Below are 19,007 nucleotides of genomic sequence, written 5' to 3'. Positions count from 1 at the left end.
GTTGAGGTGATTCCTGTAGGAGCAGGCATGCTCGCGATCCGAATGCGCAGCATTCGGGGGGCTTAGAGCCCCTCGTCCAGCACCTTGGCCAGCATGTCGACGAAGAAGTCGACGCTCTGGCGCGTGGTGACCATCGGCGGCTTGATCTTGAGGATGTTCAGGTCGTCGCCGGTGGGTTGCATGAAGATCCCCAGCTCGCGCAAGCGTTCGCACAGCAACGCGGTCTCCTCGGTGGCCGGCTCCAGGGTCTGGCGATCGCGGACCAGCTCCAGGCCCAGGTAGAAACCCGAGCCATGCACCGCGCCCACCAGCGGATGGCGCTCGATCAGGGCCTCGAGGCGCGCCTTGAAATGGTCGCCGACCACCTGGGCGTTCTCCCACAGCCGTTCTTCCGCCATTACGTCCAGCACCGCCATGCCGATCCGGCAACTCACCGGGCTGCCGCCGGCCGAGGAGAAGAAATAACCTTCGGCTTCCAGCGCTTCGGCGATCTCCCGGCGGGTAATCACCGCCCCCAGCGGCTGGCCGTTGCCCATGCCTTTGGCCATGGTGATGATGTCCGGCACCACGCCCTGTTCCTCGAAGCCCCAGAAAAATTTACCCATGCGTCCGTAACCGACCTGCACCTCGTCGGCGATGCACACCCCGCCCCGGGCCCGGACCCGCGCGTAAACCTGTTCCAGGTAACCCGGCGGCAAGGCGATACCGCCCGCGTTGCCGTACACCGGCTCGCAAATGAACCCGGCCAGCTGGCGATTCTGCTGCTCCAGCCGGGCCAGGTGCTGGTCAACGCTGCGCACGTAATCGGCGGTGCTGTCGGGGCCGCGGAATTCGCCGCGGTAGGTATTGGGCGCGGTCACCGGATGCACCCAGTCCGGACGGCTGCTCAAGGCTTGGGGGTTGTCGGCGATCGAGGTCGACACCGCGTCCGCGCCCACCGTCCAGCCGTGATAGGCCTCCAGCACGCTGAGCATGTCGCGCCCGCCGCTGTAGGCCCAGGCCAGGCGGATCGCCAGGTCGGCGGCCTCGCTGCCGCTGTTGACCAGGAACACCCGGTCCATCGAGTCCGGCGCCAGTTCGAGAAGCCGCTCGGAAAACTCAGTGATCGCCGCGTAGTGGAACCGCGAGTTGGTGTTGAGCAGCGACCACTGGCGGCTGGCCTCCGCGGCCATGCGCGGGTGGCCGTGGCCGAGGACCGCGACGTTATTGAGCATGTCCAGGTAGGAACGGCCCTGCATGTCGATCAGGTGGTTGCGCCAGCCGCGCTCGATACGCGGCGGGTCGACGTAATAGTGCTTCTGCATGCGCGCAAAACTGGCATCGCGCCGCGCCAGCAGGGCCTGCGGATCGAGCTCCGGCTCGGCGTCGCAGGCCAGGCCCAGCAGCGCCGCTGGCGACGGGCACAGCGCCTGCCATGCGAGCGCCCGCGAAGGCGTGCAGAACAACGGCGGATCGAGTGGCGCGCCGCGGCACAGCTGGACCTTGAGCTCGCCGTCCACAGTCCCCAACACCTGGCCTTTGACCAGCGCCGCACCGGCATGCAGCGAAGGCTCGACGCCCCACAAGCGCACGCTCGACTGCGGGCCGTCGAGGCGCAACGACCCGTCGGCGGCGCGGTGCAGCACCCCGGCGAACGGCGCTTCGACCGTCGTGCCCGACGGCACCTGCAACTGCACATGCAGCGCCAGGGTGTCCGGCTCGACCGCACTGTCCGGGCGGGTCCGGGACAAGCGGTACTGCCCGTAGCGACTGGCCGCCAGGCCATGGGCCGCCGCGGCCTGTCGCAACAGTTGTGTGTCGATGTCCGGCTGCTCCCAGTTGCCGGCCTCGAAGTGCGGGCTGAGCACGCCCAGGTCGATCAGGGCGAATTCGCGCCCCACCAGGCCCGGCAACAACGGCGCGAAACCTTCGCTGGCGATGGCCGGCAACGCCTGGCCAACCGCGCCGAGGATCGCCGCTTCCATCAACTCGAACGGCACCGAGGCGGCGACGCGGAAGATCTCCCATTCATGGTTCAGGTTGTCGCGGCTGTACTGGTTGCCGGGGTCGATGCTCACCTGCTGTTCGCCACTGAGCACCAGCACCGCGGCGCGGGCCACGATCAGCGGCCACAGCGCCAGCAACTCGGCCTCTTGCAACGGATTGACCGCGTGGTAGGCGCGCACCGCCGGCAGGATGCAGAACGGATCGCCCTCGGCATGGTGCAGCAGCGCCGCGCAGGTCACCGAGAGGTCGGTGATGCGCCAAGTGCGGATCAGGTCGCCGAAATCGATCACCCCCTGCACCTGCCAGTGGCGCTGGGCATCGCGCTGCCAGACCACATTGTCGTCGGTGATATCCATGTGGATCGGCTGCACCGGCAACTGCTCGGCCAGGCGCTGCACCCGGCGCTCGGCCTGTTCGGCTACCTCGGCAATCAGGCTGCGCTGCCGCTCGTCGGCGATCACCGGCAGCAGGTGACGGGTCAGGGTGTGGGCATGGCGCGCGTCCCATTGCAGGGTGCGTTCCAGGCCCGGGTGCTGGAAGTCCGCCAGGGCCAGGTCCATCTGCCCGCACAGCCGGCCGAACCCGGCCGCCAGCTCAGGGCCCAGGTGCGCCAGGTGGGTCAGGGGCTGGCCTTCGATATAGTCGAGCAGGCGTACATGCACCGCCTGGCCGCCGACCTCCAGGGACAACAGGTCGGCGCCGTTCTTCGCCGGGATCACCCGCGGTACATGCAGTTCGGGGTGCGCGCCGAGGTGCTTGAGCGCCGCATGCTGGGCCTGCAACTCCTGGGCATCGTAGTCGCCGCGACAGACCTTCAGTACAAAGCGGCCCTGAACGCTGTCGAGCCGGTAATTGAGGTCCTGCTGGCTGCCCAACGACTGCAGCGTGCCGCTGAGGCCGTAGTGCACCTCCAGCAGGTCCAGCGCCTGCTGCGGGGTGACCTGCGGACCGGGCAGGCTGGCGCGGTGAAGCAATGTGGCGAGCAACATGGAACGACCCCTGGAATTATTGTCAGACGCTTATATCGCCACTGCGTCGGGCGTTACGCAACCCCCTTCCTCCAGGCCGTCGGCAAGCCCCGCGCCGCCCTGGCACGGTGAACGGGGCGCGAATCCCCGGACCAGACGTCGGCGACCCTTGCGGCGGCCGCTGGCTGCCGACAAGCTATGCTCCATTCGCGATCCACGTCTTAGGGAAAAAGGCCTACCACTATGCGCATTCTCGTTACCGGCGGCGCCGGTTTTATTGGATCGGCGCTGGTTCGCCACCTGATCCGCAACACCGGGCACGAAGTGCTCAACCTCGACAAGCTGACCTACGCCGGCAACCTGGAATCGCTGTCGAGCATCGCCACCGATACCCGCTACGAGTTCGTCCAGGCCGATATCGTCGACCAGGCCACCGTCAGCGCGCTGCTCGAGCGCTTCCGGCCACAGGCGATCATGCACCTGGCCGCCGAGTCCCACGTCGACCGCTCCATCGACGGCCCGTCGGACTTCATCCAGACCAATATCGTCGGCACCTACAGCCTGCTGGAAGCCACCCGCGCTTACTGGCAGGGCCTGCCGGCGGCGGAAAAAAACGCCTTCCGCTTCCACCATATTTCCACCGACGAGGTGTACGGCGACCTGCACGGCGTCGACGACCTGTTCACCGAAACCACGCCCTATGCGCCCAGCTCGCCCTACTCCGCCAGCAAGGCCGCGTCCGACCACCTGGTTCGCGCCTGGCAGCGCACCTATGGCTTGCCGGTGCTGGTCACCAACTGCTCGAACAACTACGGGCCGTTCCACTTCCCGGAAAAACTCATCCCGCTGGTGATCCTCAACGCCCTGGCCGGGAAACCGCTGCCGGTGTACGGCAACGGCCTGCAAGTGCGCGACTGGCTGTACGTCGAAGACCACGCCCGCGCCCTGCTCAAGGTGGTCACCGAAGGCACGGTCGGCGAGACCTACAACATCGGCGGCCACAACGAACAGAAGAACATCGACGTGGTGCGCGGCATCTGCCAATTGCTGGAAGAACTGGCGCCGCACAAACCCGAAGGCGTGGGGCATTACGCCGACCTGATCACCTTCGTCCAGGACCGCCCCGGCCACGATCTGCGCTACGCCATCGACGCCGGCAAGATCGAACGCGAGCTGGGCTGGGTGCCGGACGAAACCTTCGCCAGCGGCCTGCGCAAGACCGTGCAGTGGTACCTCGACAACCAGGAATGGTGCCGGCGCGTGCAGGACGGCAGCTACCAAGGGCAACGACTCGGCTTCAGCGCCCCCCGTGATCTAATTGCCTGAACGTCATCCGTACTAGACAATTCCCGGCCACGGCCGCAACAAATTCATTTTGCTGGAGAAACCCCATGAATGTAGTCACCACCGACTTACCCGGTGTTCTGATCATTGAGCCCAAGGTATTTGGTGACGAGCGAGGCTTCTTCTACGAAAGCTTCAATGCCAAGGCTTTTGCGCAGGCAACCGGCCTGGATACCCAGTTCGTCCAGGACAACCATTCCCGCTCGCAGAAAGGTGTACTGCGCGGCCTGCACTACCAACTGGAAAATACCCAAGGAAAACTGGTGCGCGTCATCGCCGGTGAAGTCCTCGATGTGGCGGTGGATATCCGTCGCAGCTCGCCGCACTTCGGCAAATGGGTGGCGGTACGCCTGTCGGCCGAAAACAACCGTCAACTGTGGGTCCCGGAAGGTTTCGCCCACGGTTTCGTGGTACTGAGCGAGTTCGCCGAATTCCTCTACAAAACCACCGACTACTACACCCCGTCAGCCGAGCGCAGCATTCGCTGGGACGATCCGACCCTGGCCATCGACTGGCAACTCGATGAAGCGCCACAACTCTCGGCCAAGGACCAGGCCGGCAAGCTGCTGACCGAAGCGGACGTATTCCCCTGACCCCGTTACTCAAGCCCGTCGCTGGGACTGAGCAGCACACCGGCGGCGACTGTCAGCGACACTTGTGCCTTGCCAGGCAGGCCTAGGCATAATGCGCCTGTACCCACAGGCGCATGGCCCTCATGACCCCACCTCTTCCCCGACGCCCCCGCTGGCGTAGCCTGGCGTTGCTGGCCCTGTGCCTGGCACCGCTGCTGTGGCCGCTGGAGCACCTGGCCGAGCGTTACTACCGTAGCGAACTGGCGGGGCAGAACCGCCAGACCCTCGACCTCTACGTCGCCAACCTGCTGGGCACCCTGCACCGCTACGAAGTGCTGCCGCAGATTCTCGGCGACCTGCCGGCGCTGCGCGCGGTCCTCGGGGCGCCGGACGACGGCGTGACCCAGGGCAACGCCAACCGCCTGCTGAACAACATCAGCGCCCAGACCGGGGCCGAAGTCATGTACCTGATGGACACCTCGGGCAAGACCCTGGCGGCGTCCAACTGGGACAAGCACGACAGTTTCGTCGGCCGTAATTTTTCCTTCCGGCCGTATTTCAGCGAGGCCATGGCCGGGCGCCTGGGGCGCTTCTTCGGCCTGGGCACCACCTCGGCCAAGCGCGGTTATTTCTTCGCCGCCGCCGTGCGCAGCGGGGAGAAAGTCATCGGCGTGCTGGTGGTCAAGGTCGACCTGGACCACACCGAAAGCCTCTGGGGCAAGACCCCCGAGCAACTGGTGGTCACCGATCACAACGGCGTGGTGATCCTCACCTCGCGGGCCGAGTGGCGCTTTCGTTCGACCCGGCCGCTGAGCGAAGAAGAAAGCCGGGCCATCGTCGCCATCCAGCCCTACCCGACCCGCGATCCGCGACCGTTGAACCTCGACGCCAATGCCTGGCTGACCCAGACCCAACAGATCGACGAAACCGGCTGGAGCGTGAGCATCCTCGCCCCGCGCACCCTGATCGACCGTCCGGTGCGTACCGTGATGGCGGTCGGCGGCGCCACGCTGCTGGTGCTGATGCTGCTGCTCGGATTGATGATGCAGCGGCGGCGCCATTACCTGGAACGCATCGCCTTCGAAGCCAAGGCCCGGCGCGAGCTGGAGATGCGCGTGGCCGAACGCACCAGCGACCTGGAAGGCCTCAACCGCCGTCTCAAGCAGGAAGTGCTGGAACGCGAACACGCCCAGCAAGAGCTGGTGCGCGCCCAGGACGACCTGGTGCAGGCCGGCAAGCTCTCGGCCCTGGGCACCATGTCGGCGAGCATCAGCCACGAACTCAACCAGCCGCTGGCGGCGATCCGCAGCTACGCGGAAAACGCCGAGGTGCTGCTGGACCATCAGCGTACCGAGGACGCGCGCGGCAACCTCAAGCTGATCAGCGAACTGACCGGGCGCATGGCCTCGATCATCGCCCACCTGCGCGCCTTCGCCCGGCGCGACCGCCACGCGCCGGAAAGCGTCGCCCTGCAACCGGCGCTCGACGACGCCCTGGCGCTACTGGCCAAGCGCCGACGGGCAATGGAAGTGGAACTGATCCGCGACCTGCCGGCGGCCACCCTGTGGGTCGAGGCCGGGGAGACGCGTCTGCGCCAAGTGCTCGGCAACCTGCTGGCCAATGCCCTGGACGCCCTGACCGAGAAAGCTCCGCCGCGCCGGCTCTGGCTGAGTGCCGAATCCACCGCCACCGGCGTCAACCTGTACATTCGCGACAATGGCCCGGGCTTCTGCATGGAAGCCCTGGGCCGTGCCGGCGAGCCGTTCTACACCACCAAGACCCGCACCCAGGGCCTTGGCCTGGGCCTGGCGATCTGCGACACCCTGATGCGCGCCTTCGGCGGTGAACTGTCGTTCGCCAACTACCGCGAAGGCGGCGCCCTGATTACCCTGCGGCTGCGCGCCGGCGCGCCGGGAGTGAGCCTGCAACCGTCCGAGGACCGCAGCGTATGAGTACACCGATCCCCCGCGATGTGCAGGTGGTGTTGATCGACGACGATCCGCACCTGCGCCAGGCCCTGAGCCAGACCCTGGACCTGGCCGGGCTGAAGATCCTGCCCCTGGGCGAAGCCCGGGGCCTGGCCGCGCGCCTGGAACGCGACTGGCCGGGGGTGGTGGTCAGCGACATCCGCATGCCCGGCATGGACGGCCTCGAACTGCTCGGCGAACTGCACGCCCAGGACCCGGAGCTGCCGGTGCTGCTGATCACCGGCCACGGCGACGTGCCGCTGGCGGTACAGGCAATGCGCGCCGGCGCCTATGACTTCCTGGAAAAACCCTTTGCCAGCGACGCCCTGCTCGACAGCGTGCGCCGGGCCCTGGCGTTGCGCCGCCTGGTGCTGGACAACCGCAGCCTGCGCCTGGCCCTGAGCGACCGCCAGGAACTCAGCGCGCGGCTGGTCGGGCTGTCGGCACCGATCCTGCGCTTACGCGAGCAAATCGGCGCCCTAGCGGCCACCAAGGCCGACGTGCTGATCCTCGGCGAGACCGGCGCCGGCAAGGAAGTGGTGGCGCGGGCGCTGCACGACCTGTCGAGCCGGCGCAACGGCCCGTTCGTGGCGATCAACGCCGGGGCCCTGGCCGAATCGGTGGTCGAAAGCGAGCTGTTCGGCCATGAGCCGGGAGCCTTTACCGGCGCGCAGAAACGCCGCATCGGCAAGTTCGAATTCGCCAACGGCGGCACGCTGTTCCTCGATGAAATCGAAAGCATGAGCCTGGACGTCCAGGTCAAGCTGCTGCGCATGTTGCAGGAGCGGGTGGTCGAGCGCCTGGGCGGCAACCAGTTGATCCCGCTGGACATCCGCATCATCGCCGCGACCAAGGAAGACCTGCGCCAGGCGGCCGACCAGGGACGCTTTCGCGCCGACCTGTATTACCGCTTGAATGTCGCGCCGCTGCGCATCCCGCCGCTGCGCGAGCGCGGCGAGGACGCTTTGTTGCTGTTCCAGCATTTCGCCGACGAAGCCAGCGCCCGCCACGGCCTGCCGCCCCACGAACTGCAACCGGGGCAACGCGCCCTGCTGCTGCGCCATAGCTGGCCGGGCAACGTACGCGAACTGCAGAACGCCGCCGAGCGCTTCGCCCTCGGCCTGGAGTTGGCCCTGGACAACAGCGCCCCGGACGGCACCCCACAACCGGCGCAGACGGTGGTCGAGGGCGGCCTCAGCGAACAGGTGGAGAACTTCGAGAAGAGCCTGATCGCCGCCGAACTGGCACGCTCCCACAACTCCATGCGCAGCCTGGCCGAAGCCCTGGGCTTACCGCGCAAGACCCTGCACGACAAACTGCGCAAGCACGGCCTGAACTTCGGCGACAGCGGCGCCAGTACCGGCGACGATATCGACTGAACGATGCCGACTAATCTTGTTAAAGCACCTCCTTCACCACCGAGGCCCCGCATGAACCGCGACAGTCGTTACCTGGAATCCATCCTCCATCACGACATTCCCCTCACCCGGGACATGGGCCTCAAGGTGCTCGACTGGCGCGCCCAGGAACTGCGCCTGCAACTGCCGCTGGACGCCAACGTCAACCACAAGAGCACCATGTTCGGCGGCAGCCTGTATTGCGGCGCAGTGTTGGCCGGCTGGGGCTGGCTGCACCTGCGGTTGAAGGAAGCGGGAATCGACGACGGGCACATCGTGATCCAGGAAGGGCAGATCAATTACCCCCTGCCGGTGACCAGTGACGCCACGGCCATTTGCGCCGCGCCGAGCGAAGAGGTGTGGCACCGGTTTATCGCCATGTACCAGCGCTACGGTCGGGCGCGGCTGATCCTGCACACGCGGGTGGTGAATGATGGCAGCGACGAGGATGCGGTGCGTTTTACCGGGCAGTACGTGTTGCACCGCTAGATTCCTTCGCGAGCGAGCGCAAAGCGCTCGCCTTCAGCCCTGCGCCAGTTCCAGCAAGCGCCCGCGCCAGGCGGCCTTGGCCGGCAGCGCCAGGAAGAAACCATTGAGCAGCGACTCCCGCGCCGGGTAACGGAACGGCGCGCCGCTCAGGTCCAGCACCTCGCCGCCCGCGCCTTCCAGTACACCCTGGGCCGCCGCGGTGTCCCACTGCGAGGTCGGCGCCAGCCGCGGATAACAATCCGCCACGCCCTCGGCCAGCAGGCAGAACTTCAGCGAACTGCCGATGTTCGCCAGTTGCAGCTCGCCCAGGGTCGCGCTCAACCCGGCCAGCAGACGCTCCTGTTCGGGGCTGCTGTGCCGCCGGCTGGCGACCACGGTGAAGGCCTGGCCCGCCGAAAGACTGTCGCGAACCTGGATCGCCACCGGCGCCTCGCCCTGGTCGACGCGCCACGCGCCGAGGCCGGCGCCGCCGAAATAGCAGCGACCGCTGGTCGGCATCGACACCACGCCGAACACCACCCGGCCTTGTTCGATCAGGGCGATATTGACGGTGAACTCTTCGCTGCCGGCGATGAATTCCTTGGTCCCGTCCAGCGGGTCCACCAGCCACCAGCGCTGCCAACCGGCACGCACCTCGCGCGAGATATCGGCGTCTTCTTCGGAGAGCACCGGGATGCTCGGGTCCAGCGCGGTCAGGCCTTGCAGGATCAGGTGGTGGGCCGCGAGGTCGGCCGCCGTCACCGGCGACTCGTCAGCCTTGCTCGCGACCGCGACGCCGGAGCGCCAGAACGGCAGGATGGCCTCGCCGGCCTGCAAGGCCAGGTCGATCACCGGGGCCAGCAGCGGGTGGGGGAAATTCATCGATGGCTCGCTCATGCTTGAAAGGCGCCGCGCTGGATCAACAGGTCGCGGGCCAGGTACAGCGCGGCCAGGGCACGGCCCTCGGTGAACTGCGGATTCTGCGCCAGGCCCGACAGTTCGCGCAGGTTGATCTTGTCCACGCGCATCGGCTCGGGCTCGTCGCCTTCGAGCCGCTCCTCATAGAGATCGGTGGCCAACACCACCTGGATCTTCTGGCTCATGTAGCCGGGGGACAACGACAACTCGGTCAGGTGCTCCAGTTGCCGCGCGCCGAAACCGGCCTCTTCCTTGAGCTCACGCTCGGCGGCCGCCAGCACATCCTCGCCCGGCTCGATCAGGCCCTTGGGCAGCGACAGCTCATAGGCGTCGGTGCCGCCGCAATATTCCTCGACCAACACCGCGTGGTCGGCATCGAGCATCGCCACGATCATCACCGCGCCGTAACCGTTGCCCTTGCCCACCAGCCGCTCGTAGGTACGCTCCACGCCATTGGAAAAGCGCAACTGCACCGCCTCGACGCAAAACAGACGGCTGGTGGCGACGATCTCGCGGGCGAGTACGGTGGGTTTCTGGCGCATAAAAGGCTCCTTGGCGTGAACGCGCTACTATAGCGCGGCTTTCCCGATTGTTTGTGTCGGATATCTTTCTACCGCTCGAGACGTTTTCCATGCCTTCACTGCCCTGGCGCGACATCGATACCGTTCTGCTGGATATGGACGGCACCCTGCTGGACCTGCACTACGACAACCACTTCTGGCTGGAACACCTGCCCCAGCGTTATGCCGAACTGCATGGCGTCAGCCGCGCCATGGCGGAAATGGAACTGCGCCCGCTGTTCGAGCGTAACGCCGGACAATTGCAGTGGTATTGCCTGGACTTCTGGAGCGCCGAACTGAAACTGCCGGTGCGCGAACTGAAGCTGGAGACCGCCCACCTGATCGCCCTGCGCCCGGATGCCGATACTTTTCTCGCGGCGATCAAACAGGCCGGCAAACGTGTGGTGCTGATCACCAACGCGCACCGCGACTCGCTGTCATTGAAGCTGGAAAAAATCGAACTGGCGCCCTATTTCGAGCGGTTGATCAGCTCCCACGATTACGGCTTCGCCAAGGAAAACCCGCAATTCTGGGACGCCCTGCAAGCGGATATCGGCTTCGATCCGGCGCGCAGCCTGTTTATCGACGACACCTTGCCGATCCTGCGCAGCGCGAAGATTTTCGGCGTGGCCCATCTGTTGGCGGTGAGTGAACCGGACAGCCGCAAAGGGCCGAAAGACACGGCCGAATTTGCCGCGGTGGGGGATTATCGGGAGTTGATAGAAGGGTTGTAGAGCAACCCTGTAGCCGCTGCCGCAGGCTGCGATCGACCGTGAAACGGTCGTAGCGATATCCATCGCAGAAGGTCCTTCGGACCTTATCGCAGCCTTCGGCAGCGGCTACAGACCGAGCATTACTCAGGAATGCGCAGTACCTGGCCCGGGTAGATCTTGTCCGGGTGCGACAGCAGCGGCTTGTTGGCCTCGAAGATCTTGTTGTACTTGTTGGCGTCGCCGTACTCGGCCTTGGAAATGGCGCTGAGGGTGTCGCCTTTTTTCACGGTGACGAAACGCGCGGCGGCGGCCACAGGACCGGTGACGGTGATCTGGTCGTCCACGCTACCCACGCCGGCGATGTTGCCCACGGCCAGCAGAATCTTTTCCTTTTCTTCCTGGCTCGCGACTTCGCCGGTCACGATGACCTTGTCGCCTTCCACGGTTGCCTGGACGTTGGGGTTGCCCAGGCCGACCTTGGCGATGTGGTCCTTGAGCTGTTCGCTCGCATTGGCATTACCCGGCGTCAACAAATCGATAAGCTTTTCGCCCGCTTCTTTCACAAAGCTAAAAATACTCATGGTGCACACTCCTTGGGTTTTATGGGTCCAGACGCGAAAGACTAGACCAGAGCGCAGAGGCGAGGTTCAAAATCGACCAATGACTCTGTGCCCGGCAAGCACGCTAGAATCGCCTACCCCCCGCCGCCAGGAGCGAAGATGGACATCAAACAGCTGAAATTCCTCATCGCCCTCGACGAAACCCGCCACTTCGGCCAAGCCGCCGCGCGCTGCCACATCACCCAGCCGACCCTGTCCATGCGCCTGCGCAGCCTCGAGGAAGAACTCGAGCTGCCGTTGGTCAACCGCGGCCAGCGGTTCGAGGGTTTTACCGCGCCGGGGGAGCGGGTGCTGGCCTGGGCCCGCAGCGTGCTGGCCGCCTACGACGGGCTGCAGGCCGAGGCGGCGGCCTGTCGCGGTAGCCTGGTCGGCACCCTGCGCCTGGGTGTGGTGCCGCTGTCGAGCTTCGACCCCCTGCCGCTGATGCAGCAATTGCACCAGGCCCACCCGAACCTGCGCTTCGAGCTGTCGGCCTTGAGCTCCGAGCAGATCCTCGAACAGCTGGCGAGCAATCGGCTGGACCTGGGCGTGTCCTACCTGGAGCGCCTGGACAACGAACGCTTCGAGTCCCGGGCCCTCGGCAAAACCCGCATGGGCTTGCTCTATGACCAGCGCTTCTTCAGCTTCGGCGAGCAGCCGCTGAGCTGGGAGGCGTTGATCGAACTGCCGCTGGGCATGCTGACCAGCGGCATGCATTTCCGTCAGTCCATCGACCACAACTTCCACAGTCGCGGCCTCACTCCGCAACCGTTGCTGCAAACCGATGCCGTGCACCAACTGATGCAAATGGTGCAAGGCGGCCTGTGTTGCGCGGTCATGCCGCTGGACGGCGGCCTGGAAGCCTTCACCGAACACCTGCGCCTGCAACCGATAGCCGACGCCCATACCCTGGCGCAGTTGGGTTTGATCATGCGTCGCAGCGCACCGCGTTCGGCGCTGGCCGAGGCCTGCTTCGCGCTGTACCAGGAATCACCAATCGAACCTTGATCGACGTCATCTATCGGAGCATCAGTACTAGCAATTAGACGCGACACTTTGACGCGCTTAGTCTAGGGGCTGGATATTCCGCCGGTGATGCCCCCATGAAACCCCAGCGCCCGGCCCGCGCGACGCCTGCACCACAAACGCCCGCGCCCGCCGCCAGTCAGAGCTACCGCTACAGCAACCTCGACCGCAGCGAGTCGGCCAGCACGGCGCTCGCCGAGGAAGTCGCGCTGGCGATCGCCTATAACGGCATCAACCAGGCCGTGATGCTGGTCACCCCCAGCGACCTGGAAGACTTTATCGTCGGTTTCAGCCTCGGCAGCGGCATCATCGAAGACGCCTCGGATCTCTACGACCTGCAATTGAGCGGCAACGGCTCGGCCCAGTACGCCCAGGTGCAGATTTCCAGCCGCGCCTTCTGGAGCCTCAAGCAGCAGCGCCGCCAAATGGCCGGTACCAGCGGTTGCGGCCTGTGCGGCGTGGAAGCAGTGGAACAGGCGCTGCCGGATCTCAAGGTCCTGCCCGGCGCACCCTTGCCGCCCGCCCAATGGCTCGACGGCCTGCGCCAGCGCATCAGCGCCTTCCAGCCGCTGGGCCAACACTCCGGCGCGGTGCATGCGGCGGTGTTCATGAACGCCCAGGGCGAACTGCTGCTGGGCCGCGAAGATATCGGCCGGCACAACGCCCTGGACAAACTGATCGGCGCCTTGATCCGCCAGGACATCCCCACGGCCGGCGGCGTGGCCATCGTCACCAGCCGCTGCAGCCTGGAACTGATCCAGAAAGTCCTGCGCGCCGGCATCCAGACCCTGGTCAGCCTCTCGGCGCCCACCGGCCTGGCCCTGCAATGGGCGCGCCGGCACAACCTCAATCTCATCCACCTGCCGCAGAAAAGTGCGCCGCGGGTCTATAGCCCAGCCATGGAAAATCAAGCGTGAGCACTCATCAACAAGCCGACCAGACTCCCACTCCACGCTACAAGCCCTACAAGGGGCCGGCGGGCGGCTGGGGCGCGCTCATCAGCGTCGCCCAAGCCTGGCTGACCAGCGACAACGCGCTGAAGAACCTGCGCATGATGCTCAAGACCAACCAGAACGGCGGTTTCGACTGCCCGGGCTGCGCCTGGGGCGACTCGCCGGAAAGCGGCATGGTCAAGTTCTGCGAAAACGGCGCCAAGGCGGTGAACTGGGAAGCCACCAAACGCCGCGTGGACGGCAAGTTCTTCGCCAAGCACAGCGTCGCCTCGCTGCTGGAACAGAGCGACTATTGGCTCGAATATCAGGGCCGCCTGACCGAGCCCCTGAGCTACGACGCCGAGACTGATCGCTATAAGCCCATCAGCTGGGAGGCGGCCTTCGCCCTGATCGGCAAGCACCTGCAGGCGCTGCCCAGCCCGGACATGGCCGAGTTCTACACTTCCGGCCGCGCCAGCAACGAAGCCGCCTACCTCTACCAGTTGTTCGTGCGCGCCTACGGCACCAACAACTTCCCCGACTGCTCGAACATGTGCCACGAAGCCAGCGGCGTAGCCCTGGCGCAAAGCGTCGGCGTCGGCAAAGGCACCGTGACCTTCGACGACTTCGAGCATGCCGACGCGATTTTCGTCTGGGGCCAGAACCCCGGCACCAACCACCCGCGGATGCTCGAACCGTTGCGCGAAGCCGTGAAACGCGGGGCTCAGGTGGTGTGCGTCAACCCGCTGAAAGAGCGTGGCCTGGAACGTTTCCAGCACCCGCAACACCCGTTCGAAATGCTCACCAACGGCGACAAGCCGACCAACACCGCCTTCTTCCGCCCGGCCCTGGGCGGCGACATGGCCCTGGTGCGGGGCATGGCCAAGTTCCTTCTGCAATGGGAACGCGACGCGCAGAAGAGCGGCGCGCCGGCCGTGTTCGATCATGACTTCCTCAACGAGCACACCGCCGCCGTTCTCGACTACCTGGGCGTCATCGACGACACCCCCTGGGAGCAGATCGTCGAGCAGTCCGGCCTGACCCTGGTGGAGATCGAACGAGCGGCGCGCATGTACGCCAAAGGCAAGAACGTGATCATGTGCTGGGCCATGGGCCTGACCCAGCATCGCCACTCGGTGCCGACCATCCAGGAAATCGCCAACCTGATGCTGCTGCGCGGCAACATCGGCCGTCCCGGCGCCGGCCTGTGCCCGGTACGCGGCCACAGCAACGTGCAGGGCGACCGCACCATGGGCATCAACGAACGCCCGCCGGTCACCTTCCTCGACAGCCTGGAGCGGCGCTTCCAGTTCAAGGTGCCTCGCGAGAACGGCCATAACGTGGTCGAGGCGATCCACGCCATGCTCGACGGCCGCTCGAAAGTCTTCATCGGCCTGGGCGGCAACTTCGCCCAGGCCACGCCGGACAGCCCACGGACCTTCCAGGCCCTGAGCAACTGCGACCTGACCGTGCAAATCAGCACCAAGCTCAACCGCAGCCACCTGGCCCACGGCAAGGAGGCGCTGATCCTGCCGTGCCTGGGCCGTACCGACATCGACCTGCAGACCGAAGGCGCGCAAGCGGTGACAGTGGAAGACTCCTTCAGCATGGTCCATGCCTCCAACGGCCAATTGCAGCCGCTGTCGCAGCACATGCGCTCGGAACCGGCGATCCTCGCCGGCATCGCCGCTGCCACCCTGGGCAGCCATCCGGTGGACTGGAACTGGCTGGTGGCCGACTACGGCCGCATCCGCGACCTGATCGCCGACACCATCCCAGGCTTCAAGGACTTCAACGAACGGCTGAAGAACCCCGGCGGTTTCTACCTCGGCAACACCGCCGGCATGCGGCGCTGGAATACTCCGTCGGGCCGTGCCAATTTCCGCCCGAACCTGCTGCCCAAGGACCTGGTACACGAGCGCACCCGCGCCACCGGGCAATTGCCGGACCTGATCCTGCAATCGATGCGCTCCCATGACCAGTACAACACCACCATCTATGGCCTGGACGACCGCTATCGCGGCGTGAAGGGCCAGCGCGACGTGTTGTTCGCCAACGAAGCCGACATCATCCGCCTGGGCTTCAAGCCGGGGCAGAAAGCCGACATCGTTTCGCTGTGGGACGACGGCCGCGAACGCCGGGTCAAGGGTTTCACCCTGCTGGCCTTCGACATTCCGGCAGGACAGGCCGCGGCCTACTACCCGGAAGTGAACCCGCTGGTGCCGCTGGAAAGCACCGGGGACGGCAGCCACACCCCGACCTCGAAGTTCATCGCGATCCGCCTGGAAGCAGCCAGCGACAATGGCTTGATCATGGCCAAGTCGGCCTGAGCCTTATCGTGGGCCAGCCAGCTCCTATATCCCTTGTAGGAGCGAGCTTGCTCGCGAAGCGCCCTCCCCCCACCCAACAAATCCCGGGCACAAAAAAGGCCGCTTTCCTGCGAAAGCGGCCTTGTTCCAAGTAGCTAAAGACCGACGAAAATCACTTAAGTTCCGCATTAAAAACAATAAGTTACGAGATTGTGTACAACTCGTGTTATTCGTCGGATTTCGATTGTAAGCCCCTCAACACAGCCTCAGGATCGCGCCGTCATCCCTTTGAGGCTCCTCTATGAAGTTCTCCTCGATTCTCTTGTTGTCCCTTGGCCTCGTCAGCGGCATCGCCTCTGCCGGCGGCACCACTGAAGCAGGTGTGGGCGGCGCATTGGGCGGGGTTCTAGGCTCGGTCGTCGGTCAATCCCTGGGTGGTAGCACCGGCTCTACCATCGGCGCAGCCCTGGGCGGCGCAGGCGGCAGTGCGGTCGGCGCGGACAAACGCAGCCGTGGCGAAGCCGCTATCGGCGGCGCGCTGGGCGCCGCCGGCGGCAACGTGGTTGGCCGCAGCATGGGCGGTACCACCGGCAGCCTGATCGGCGCGGCAGCAGGCGGCGGCGCCGGTGGCGCGCTGGGTAACTACATGGGTAACGACAGCGATCGCGATGATCGCCACTACCGCGATCGTGATCGCGATGACCGCCGCTACTACCGCGACGGCCGCCGGGGTCATGGTCATGCCTACGGGCATCGCAAGCATAAACGTCACTGGCGCGACTAAGACCTGAAACGGTCGCAACCCGCTGACGAAAACGACCGCAGCCTGACGGCAGCTCCTGTAAAACAGGGTTCATCACCCCCGGGATGAACCCAAGGAGCCCGCCCGAAGGCTGCGGTCGTTTTTGTGCCTTACACCAGCAAACGCTCCAACGCCTCCCGCAACCCGACGGGAATCCCTACCGGCTGGTTCGACGCCCGATCGACGAATACATGCACGAAGCGCCCTGCCGCGCAGGCATCCGCTTCATCTGCCTTGAACACCGCCAACTCGTACTGCACCGAACTGTTGCCCAGCTTGCCGACGCGCAAGCCAATCTCGATGCGCTCGGGAAAAGCGATCGAGGCAAAATAATCGCAGGCCGAACTCACCACGAAGCCCACCACCTCGCCATCGTGGATATCCAGGCCGCCCTCTTCGATCAGGTAGGTATTCACCGCCGTGTCGAAAAAGCTGTAGTAAGTGACGTTGTTCACATGGCCATAGACATCGTTGTCGTGCCAACGCGTGATGATCGGCTGGAAATGGCGGTAGTCGGTACGTTGCGGCATGCGGTCAGTCATGGGGCCCCCGGCGGCGATACGCCTTCCCGCGCCATGCGGGAAAGCCTGCGCGGACGCTGGCGTCCGCTCCTGTAGCGGCGGTCATCTTATCCAGTGCCCGGCAAAACACCCACCCTGGCGTTCACCCCGACACTGACCCCGAAGTACGCTACCGATCTAACTACCGCTTATAAGCCTGGCTATTTCCCGCAACTTTTCGTCGCTCTCGCGAACATGGTCATGTGAAGAGATATAGCCTTCGTAAGTCTGGAAATACTTATCGACATTGGACTTGACCTGGCGCCACTCTTTCTGCCCGCCGGTACCATGCATCGGGAACAACTTGGCATGAACATGATTGACGCCAAACCCCTCAAGCATCATTCCGGTTCTGCCCACATCATCAAATGCCCGATCTATCAACTGCGCTACTTTCTTGCAAGCAATAACCAATTCGCTGAGCACTACATCATCAAGCTCGAAGGCATAACTGGAATAATGCTTTTTCGGCAAGACCACACTAAAGCCTTCCGTATTGGGATAGATCGAAAGTATGGCAATGTGTTTTTCATCTTCCCAAATCTTATGACAGGGAGCTTCCCCGCTGACAATATCGCAAAAAATGCACGACATCGGACATCACTCCCGTAATGACTTTCTTGGAAATACCCTTGAATCCCAGACGTCCTTGAAACCTTCTTGCCAATTCAGCCCATGGCCTTTATCGACAACATAATTGACGGTAAACGAGGCAATGAGTCCGGCCAGTTCAGTATTCGACGGCCCGAAACTTGGGCCGATGAAACCAGGGCTGCGTCGCCACTGAATGTCTTCCGTCGCGCTGTTGTACGAGGTGGAAGCATTGCCAGCTTCAATGGACAAGTACTGGTGAAAATAGCCGCTGCTGATGACCAATCTATCGGCCGTATGCAACGCGCCGTTCATCGCCGATTGGCCGAGCCCGAGAGGCTCGTCGGCGGTAATGATGGTCACGTCGTGGTCGCGAGAACGTTCTGTTATTTCGTCCTCGGAAAGAAATTCGTTAGCGATAATGCAGTCAACATCGGCAAACCTGTTGCCAATGACTTGCTTTAGCTGATCCGCCTTGAGCTTCCCGACATCGGCATCCTCCCAGAAGAACTGACGGTTCAGGTTGCTTTTCTCGATCCGGTCGCCATCGATCAACGTGATATGCCGAACGCCTGCGCCGGCCAGGTTCAATGCCGTCATCGAACCGATTCCGCCACAACCGACAATCAGCACTTTTAGCGCCTCGAGGCGCTCGGCGGCAGAAAGAAAGTCATGGCAGTTCTTGATACGGCCCAGCAGATAGGACGATGTCCGACTGGTTCTGCCCGCCTGAAGCCGTTCTTTTACTTGGCGGATTTCCTCCGCCTGGCCAAAGATCAACGAACCGCTCTGCACCAGAGCGGACCATAAGGATTCATGTGTAAGGGCTTCAATCTTTATGACGCACGCGGGACCAGAAACGTAATTGGCCCCACTCCGGTCTGTTCCGAAAATAACCGAGGGGACCAAGATGGCCAATGGCTGATCGTCGCTATAGGCAATGCCATCGACTATCTTCTCTCGTCCCTGAGACAACAACTCTTCCATGCTTCACATCCAATGCCCCTTGCCGTCGGCAAAGGGCACTCTCCTGATAAGTTAGTTACACTTCAATCCCATCGCCCGTGCATCCTGATAGCTGAGCGGGATATTAGAGCACCAGCCTTGCGGCACCGATTCGATCTTTTTCTCGGCCACGGACTTCAAGCCGAGATTGGAGTGAGAGTTGACAGCGGAAGATCCTGTTTCCATTGCAAAGCTCTGGGCAGCAAAAAGCATCAAGCCAACTGCAGTAACTTTTTTCATCTAAATATTCCCTTTTAGGTCGCTTGAAAAATCAAAGCGAGCGGATGCTA

General features: G+C 64.1%; 18 protein-coding genes. 10 read left to right on the top strand and 8 right to left on the bottom strand.

Annotation, left to right across the window (positions count from 1 at the left end):
- Positions 1–62 precede the first annotated feature (62 nt).
- Entirely contained in the window at positions 63–2,975 is a 2,913-nt protein-coding gene (locus BTN82_RS01050) for an aminotransferase (protein ID WP_075117333.1), read from the bottom strand.
- 222 nt (positions 2,976–3,197) lie between these two features.
- Here BTN82_RS01050 and rfbB point away from each other — a divergent pair, with 222 nt between their 5' ends.
- The 5 genes from rfbB (at position 3,198) to BTN82_RS01025 (ending at position 8,723) form a co-directional block, all read left to right on the top strand.
- Positions 3,198–4,280 carry a dTDP-glucose 4,6-dehydratase gene (rfbB, locus tag BTN82_RS01045; protein ID WP_075117332.1) on the top strand — a complete coding sequence of 361 codons (1,083 nt, stop codon included), beginning with the start codon at positions 3,198–3,200 and terminating at the stop codon, positions 4,278–4,280.
- Positions 4,281–4,345: 65 nt separating this feature from the next.
- Entirely contained in the window at positions 4,346–4,891 is a 546-nt protein-coding gene (rfbC, locus tag BTN82_RS01040) for a dTDP-4-dehydrorhamnose 3,5-epimerase (protein ID WP_075117331.1), read from the top strand.
- 122 nt (positions 4,892–5,013) lie between these two features.
- Entirely contained in the window at positions 5,014–6,822 is a 1,809-nt protein-coding gene (locus BTN82_RS01035; protein WP_075117492.1) for an ATP-binding protein, read from the top strand.
- Positions 6,819–8,216, top strand: a complete 1,398-nt coding sequence (locus tag BTN82_RS01030) for a sigma-54-dependent transcriptional regulator (RefSeq protein WP_075117330.1) — start codon at positions 6,819–6,821, stop codon at positions 8,214–8,216. The genes BTN82_RS01035 and BTN82_RS01030 overlap by 4 nt, the downstream gene beginning before the upstream one ends.
- A gap of 51 nt (positions 8,217–8,267) precedes the next feature.
- Positions 8,268–8,723: a YiiD C-terminal domain-containing protein gene (locus BTN82_RS01025; protein ID WP_075117329.1), complete on the top strand. Its 456-nt coding sequence runs from the start codon at positions 8,268–8,270 to the stop codon at positions 8,721–8,723.
- Positions 8,724–8,756: 33 nt separating this feature from the next.
- On the opposite strand, the gene cysQ is transcribed toward BTN82_RS01025, so the two are convergent.
- Both cysQ and nudE read right to left on the bottom strand, forming a co-directional pair.
- Positions 8,757–9,584, bottom strand: coding sequence for a 3'(2'),5'-bisphosphate nucleotidase CysQ (gene cysQ / locus BTN82_RS01020; RefSeq protein ID WP_075117328.1), 828 nt, complete (start codon positions 9,582–9,584; stop codon positions 8,757–8,759).
- A gap of 11 nt (positions 9,585–9,595) precedes the next feature.
- The gene (gene nudE, locus BTN82_RS01015; protein ID WP_075117327.1) at positions 9,596–10,162 is read right to left on the bottom strand and encodes an ADP compounds hydrolase NudE; all 567 of its coding nucleotides are present in this window, start codon (positions 10,160–10,162) and stop codon (positions 9,596–9,598) included.
- An 89-nt stretch (positions 10,163–10,251) separates the two neighbouring features.
- On the opposite strand from nudE, the gene yrfG reads away from it, so the two are divergent.
- Positions 10,252–10,914, top strand: a complete 663-nt coding sequence (gene yrfG / locus BTN82_RS01010) for a GMP/IMP nucleotidase (protein WP_075117326.1) — start codon at positions 10,252–10,254, stop codon at positions 10,912–10,914.
- Positions 10,915–11,033: 119 nt separating this feature from the next.
- Here yrfG and lysM read toward each other — a convergent pair whose 3' ends face one another.
- Positions 11,034–11,474 (bottom strand): peptidoglycan-binding protein LysM, encoded by a 441-nt coding sequence (lysM, locus tag BTN82_RS01005; protein WP_075117325.1) that lies wholly within the window; start codon positions 11,472–11,474, stop codon positions 11,034–11,036.
- Positions 11,475–11,612: 138 nt separating this feature from the next.
- Here lysM and BTN82_RS01000 point away from each other — a divergent pair, with 138 nt between their 5' ends.
- The 4 genes from BTN82_RS01000 (at position 11,613) to BTN82_RS00985 (ending at position 16,543) form a co-directional block, all read left to right on the top strand.
- A complete protein-coding gene (locus BTN82_RS01000) occupies positions 11,613–12,500 on the top strand; it encodes a LysR family transcriptional regulator (protein WP_075117324.1) in 888 nt (295 codons plus the stop codon).
- Between the two features lie 95 nt (positions 12,501–12,595).
- The gene (gene fdhD, locus BTN82_RS00995; RefSeq protein ID WP_075117323.1) at positions 12,596–13,435 is read left to right on the top strand and encodes a formate dehydrogenase accessory sulfurtransferase FdhD; all 840 of its coding nucleotides are present in this window, start codon (positions 12,596–12,598) and stop codon (positions 13,433–13,435) included.
- Positions 13,432–15,780, top strand: a complete 2,349-nt coding sequence (locus tag BTN82_RS00990) for an FdhF/YdeP family oxidoreductase (protein WP_075117322.1) — start codon at positions 13,432–13,434, stop codon at positions 15,778–15,780. The genes fdhD and BTN82_RS00990 overlap by 4 nt, the downstream gene beginning before the upstream one ends.
- A 280-nt stretch (positions 15,781–16,060) precedes the next feature.
- The gene (locus tag BTN82_RS00985) at positions 16,061–16,543 is read left to right on the top strand and encodes a YMGG-like glycine zipper-containing protein (RefSeq protein ID WP_075117321.1); all 483 of its coding nucleotides are present in this window, start codon (positions 16,061–16,063) and stop codon (positions 16,541–16,543) included.
- Positions 16,544–16,671: 128 nt separating this feature from the next.
- On the opposite strand, the gene BTN82_RS00980 is transcribed toward BTN82_RS00985, so the two are convergent.
- The 4 genes from BTN82_RS00980 to BTN82_RS30820 form a co-directional block, all read right to left on the bottom strand.
- Positions 16,672–17,103: an acyl-CoA thioesterase gene (locus tag BTN82_RS00980; RefSeq protein ID WP_075117320.1), complete on the bottom strand. Its 432-nt coding sequence runs from the start codon at positions 17,101–17,103 to the stop codon at positions 16,672–16,674.
- A 156-nt stretch (positions 17,104–17,259) separates the two neighbouring features.
- On the bottom strand, positions 17,260–17,715 hold the full coding sequence (locus tag BTN82_RS00975) for an HIT family protein (RefSeq protein ID WP_075117319.1): 456 nt from the start codon (positions 17,713–17,715) through the stop codon (positions 17,260–17,262).
- Positions 17,716–17,721: 6 nt separating this feature from the next.
- A complete protein-coding gene (locus BTN82_RS00970) occupies positions 17,722–18,699 on the bottom strand; it encodes a ThiF family adenylyltransferase (protein WP_075117318.1) in 978 nt (325 codons plus the stop codon).
- Between the two features lie 51 nt (positions 18,700–18,750).
- Positions 18,751–18,957 (bottom strand): hypothetical protein, encoded by a 207-nt coding sequence (locus BTN82_RS30820; protein ID WP_148169437.1) that lies wholly within the window; start codon positions 18,955–18,957, stop codon positions 18,751–18,753.
- Positions 18,958–19,007 lie beyond the last annotated feature (50 nt).

The organism is Pseudomonas chlororaphis (genome assembly GCF_001921865.1).
Lineage (GTDB): Bacteria > Pseudomonadota > Gammaproteobacteria > Pseudomonadales > Pseudomonadaceae > Aquipseudomonas > Aquipseudomonas chlororaphis_D.
This window is presented reverse-complemented; position numbering and strand designations above follow the sequence as displayed.

What these genes read in the sequence shown, in the direction of transcription:
- BTN82_RS01050 (WP_075117333.1), bottom strand. Translation starts at nt 2,975, where the DNA reads ATGTTGCTCGCCACATTGCTTCACCGCGCCAGCCTGCCCGGTCCGCAG.
- rfbB (WP_075117332.1), top strand. Translation starts at nt 3,198, where the DNA reads ATGCGCATTCTCGTTACCGGCGGCGCCGGTTTTATTGGATCGGCGCTG.
- rfbC (WP_075117331.1), top strand. Translation starts at nt 4,346, where the DNA reads ATGAATGTAGTCACCACCGACTTACCCGGTGTTCTGATCATTGAGCCC.
- BTN82_RS01035 (WP_075117492.1), top strand. Translation starts at nt 5,014, where the DNA reads ATGACCCCACCTCTTCCCCGACGCCCCCGCTGGCGTAGCCTGGCGTTG.
- BTN82_RS01030 (WP_075117330.1), top strand. Translation starts at nt 6,819, where the DNA reads ATGAGTACACCGATCCCCCGCGATGTGCAGGTGGTGTTGATCGACGAC.
- BTN82_RS01025 (WP_075117329.1), top strand. Translation starts at nt 8,268, where the DNA reads ATGAACCGCGACAGTCGTTACCTGGAATCCATCCTCCATCACGACATT.
- cysQ (WP_075117328.1), bottom strand. Translation starts at nt 9,584, where the DNA reads ATGAATTTCCCCCACCCGCTGCTGGCCCCGGTGATCGACCTGGCCTTG.
- nudE (WP_075117327.1), bottom strand. Translation starts at nt 10,162, where the DNA reads ATGCGCCAGAAACCCACCGTACTCGCCCGCGAGATCGTCGCCACCAGC.
- yrfG (WP_075117326.1), top strand. Translation starts at nt 10,252, where the DNA reads ATGCCTTCACTGCCCTGGCGCGACATCGATACCGTTCTGCTGGATATG.
- lysM (WP_075117325.1), bottom strand. Translation starts at nt 11,474, where the DNA reads ATGAGTATTTTTAGCTTTGTGAAAGAAGCGGGCGAAAAGCTTATCGAT.
- BTN82_RS01000 (WP_075117324.1), top strand. Translation starts at nt 11,613, where the DNA reads ATGGACATCAAACAGCTGAAATTCCTCATCGCCCTCGACGAAACCCGC.
- fdhD (WP_075117323.1), top strand. Translation starts at nt 12,596, where the DNA reads ATGAAACCCCAGCGCCCGGCCCGCGCGACGCCTGCACCACAAACGCCC.
- BTN82_RS00985 (WP_075117321.1), top strand. Translation starts at nt 16,061, where the DNA reads ATGAAGTTCTCCTCGATTCTCTTGTTGTCCCTTGGCCTCGTCAGCGGC.
- BTN82_RS00980 (WP_075117320.1), bottom strand. Translation starts at nt 17,103, where the DNA reads ATGACTGACCGCATGCCGCAACGTACCGACTACCGCCATTTCCAGCCG.
- BTN82_RS00975 (WP_075117319.1), bottom strand. Translation starts at nt 17,715, where the DNA reads ATGTCGTGCATTTTTTGCGATATTGTCAGCGGGGAAGCTCCCTGTCAT.
- BTN82_RS00970 (WP_075117318.1), bottom strand. Translation starts at nt 18,699, where the DNA reads ATGGAAGAGTTGTTGTCTCAGGGACGAGAGAAGATAGTCGATGGCATT.
- BTN82_RS30820 (WP_148169437.1), bottom strand. Translation starts at nt 18,957, where the DNA reads ATGAAAAAAGTTACTGCAGTTGGCTTGATGCTTTTTGCTGCCCAGAGC.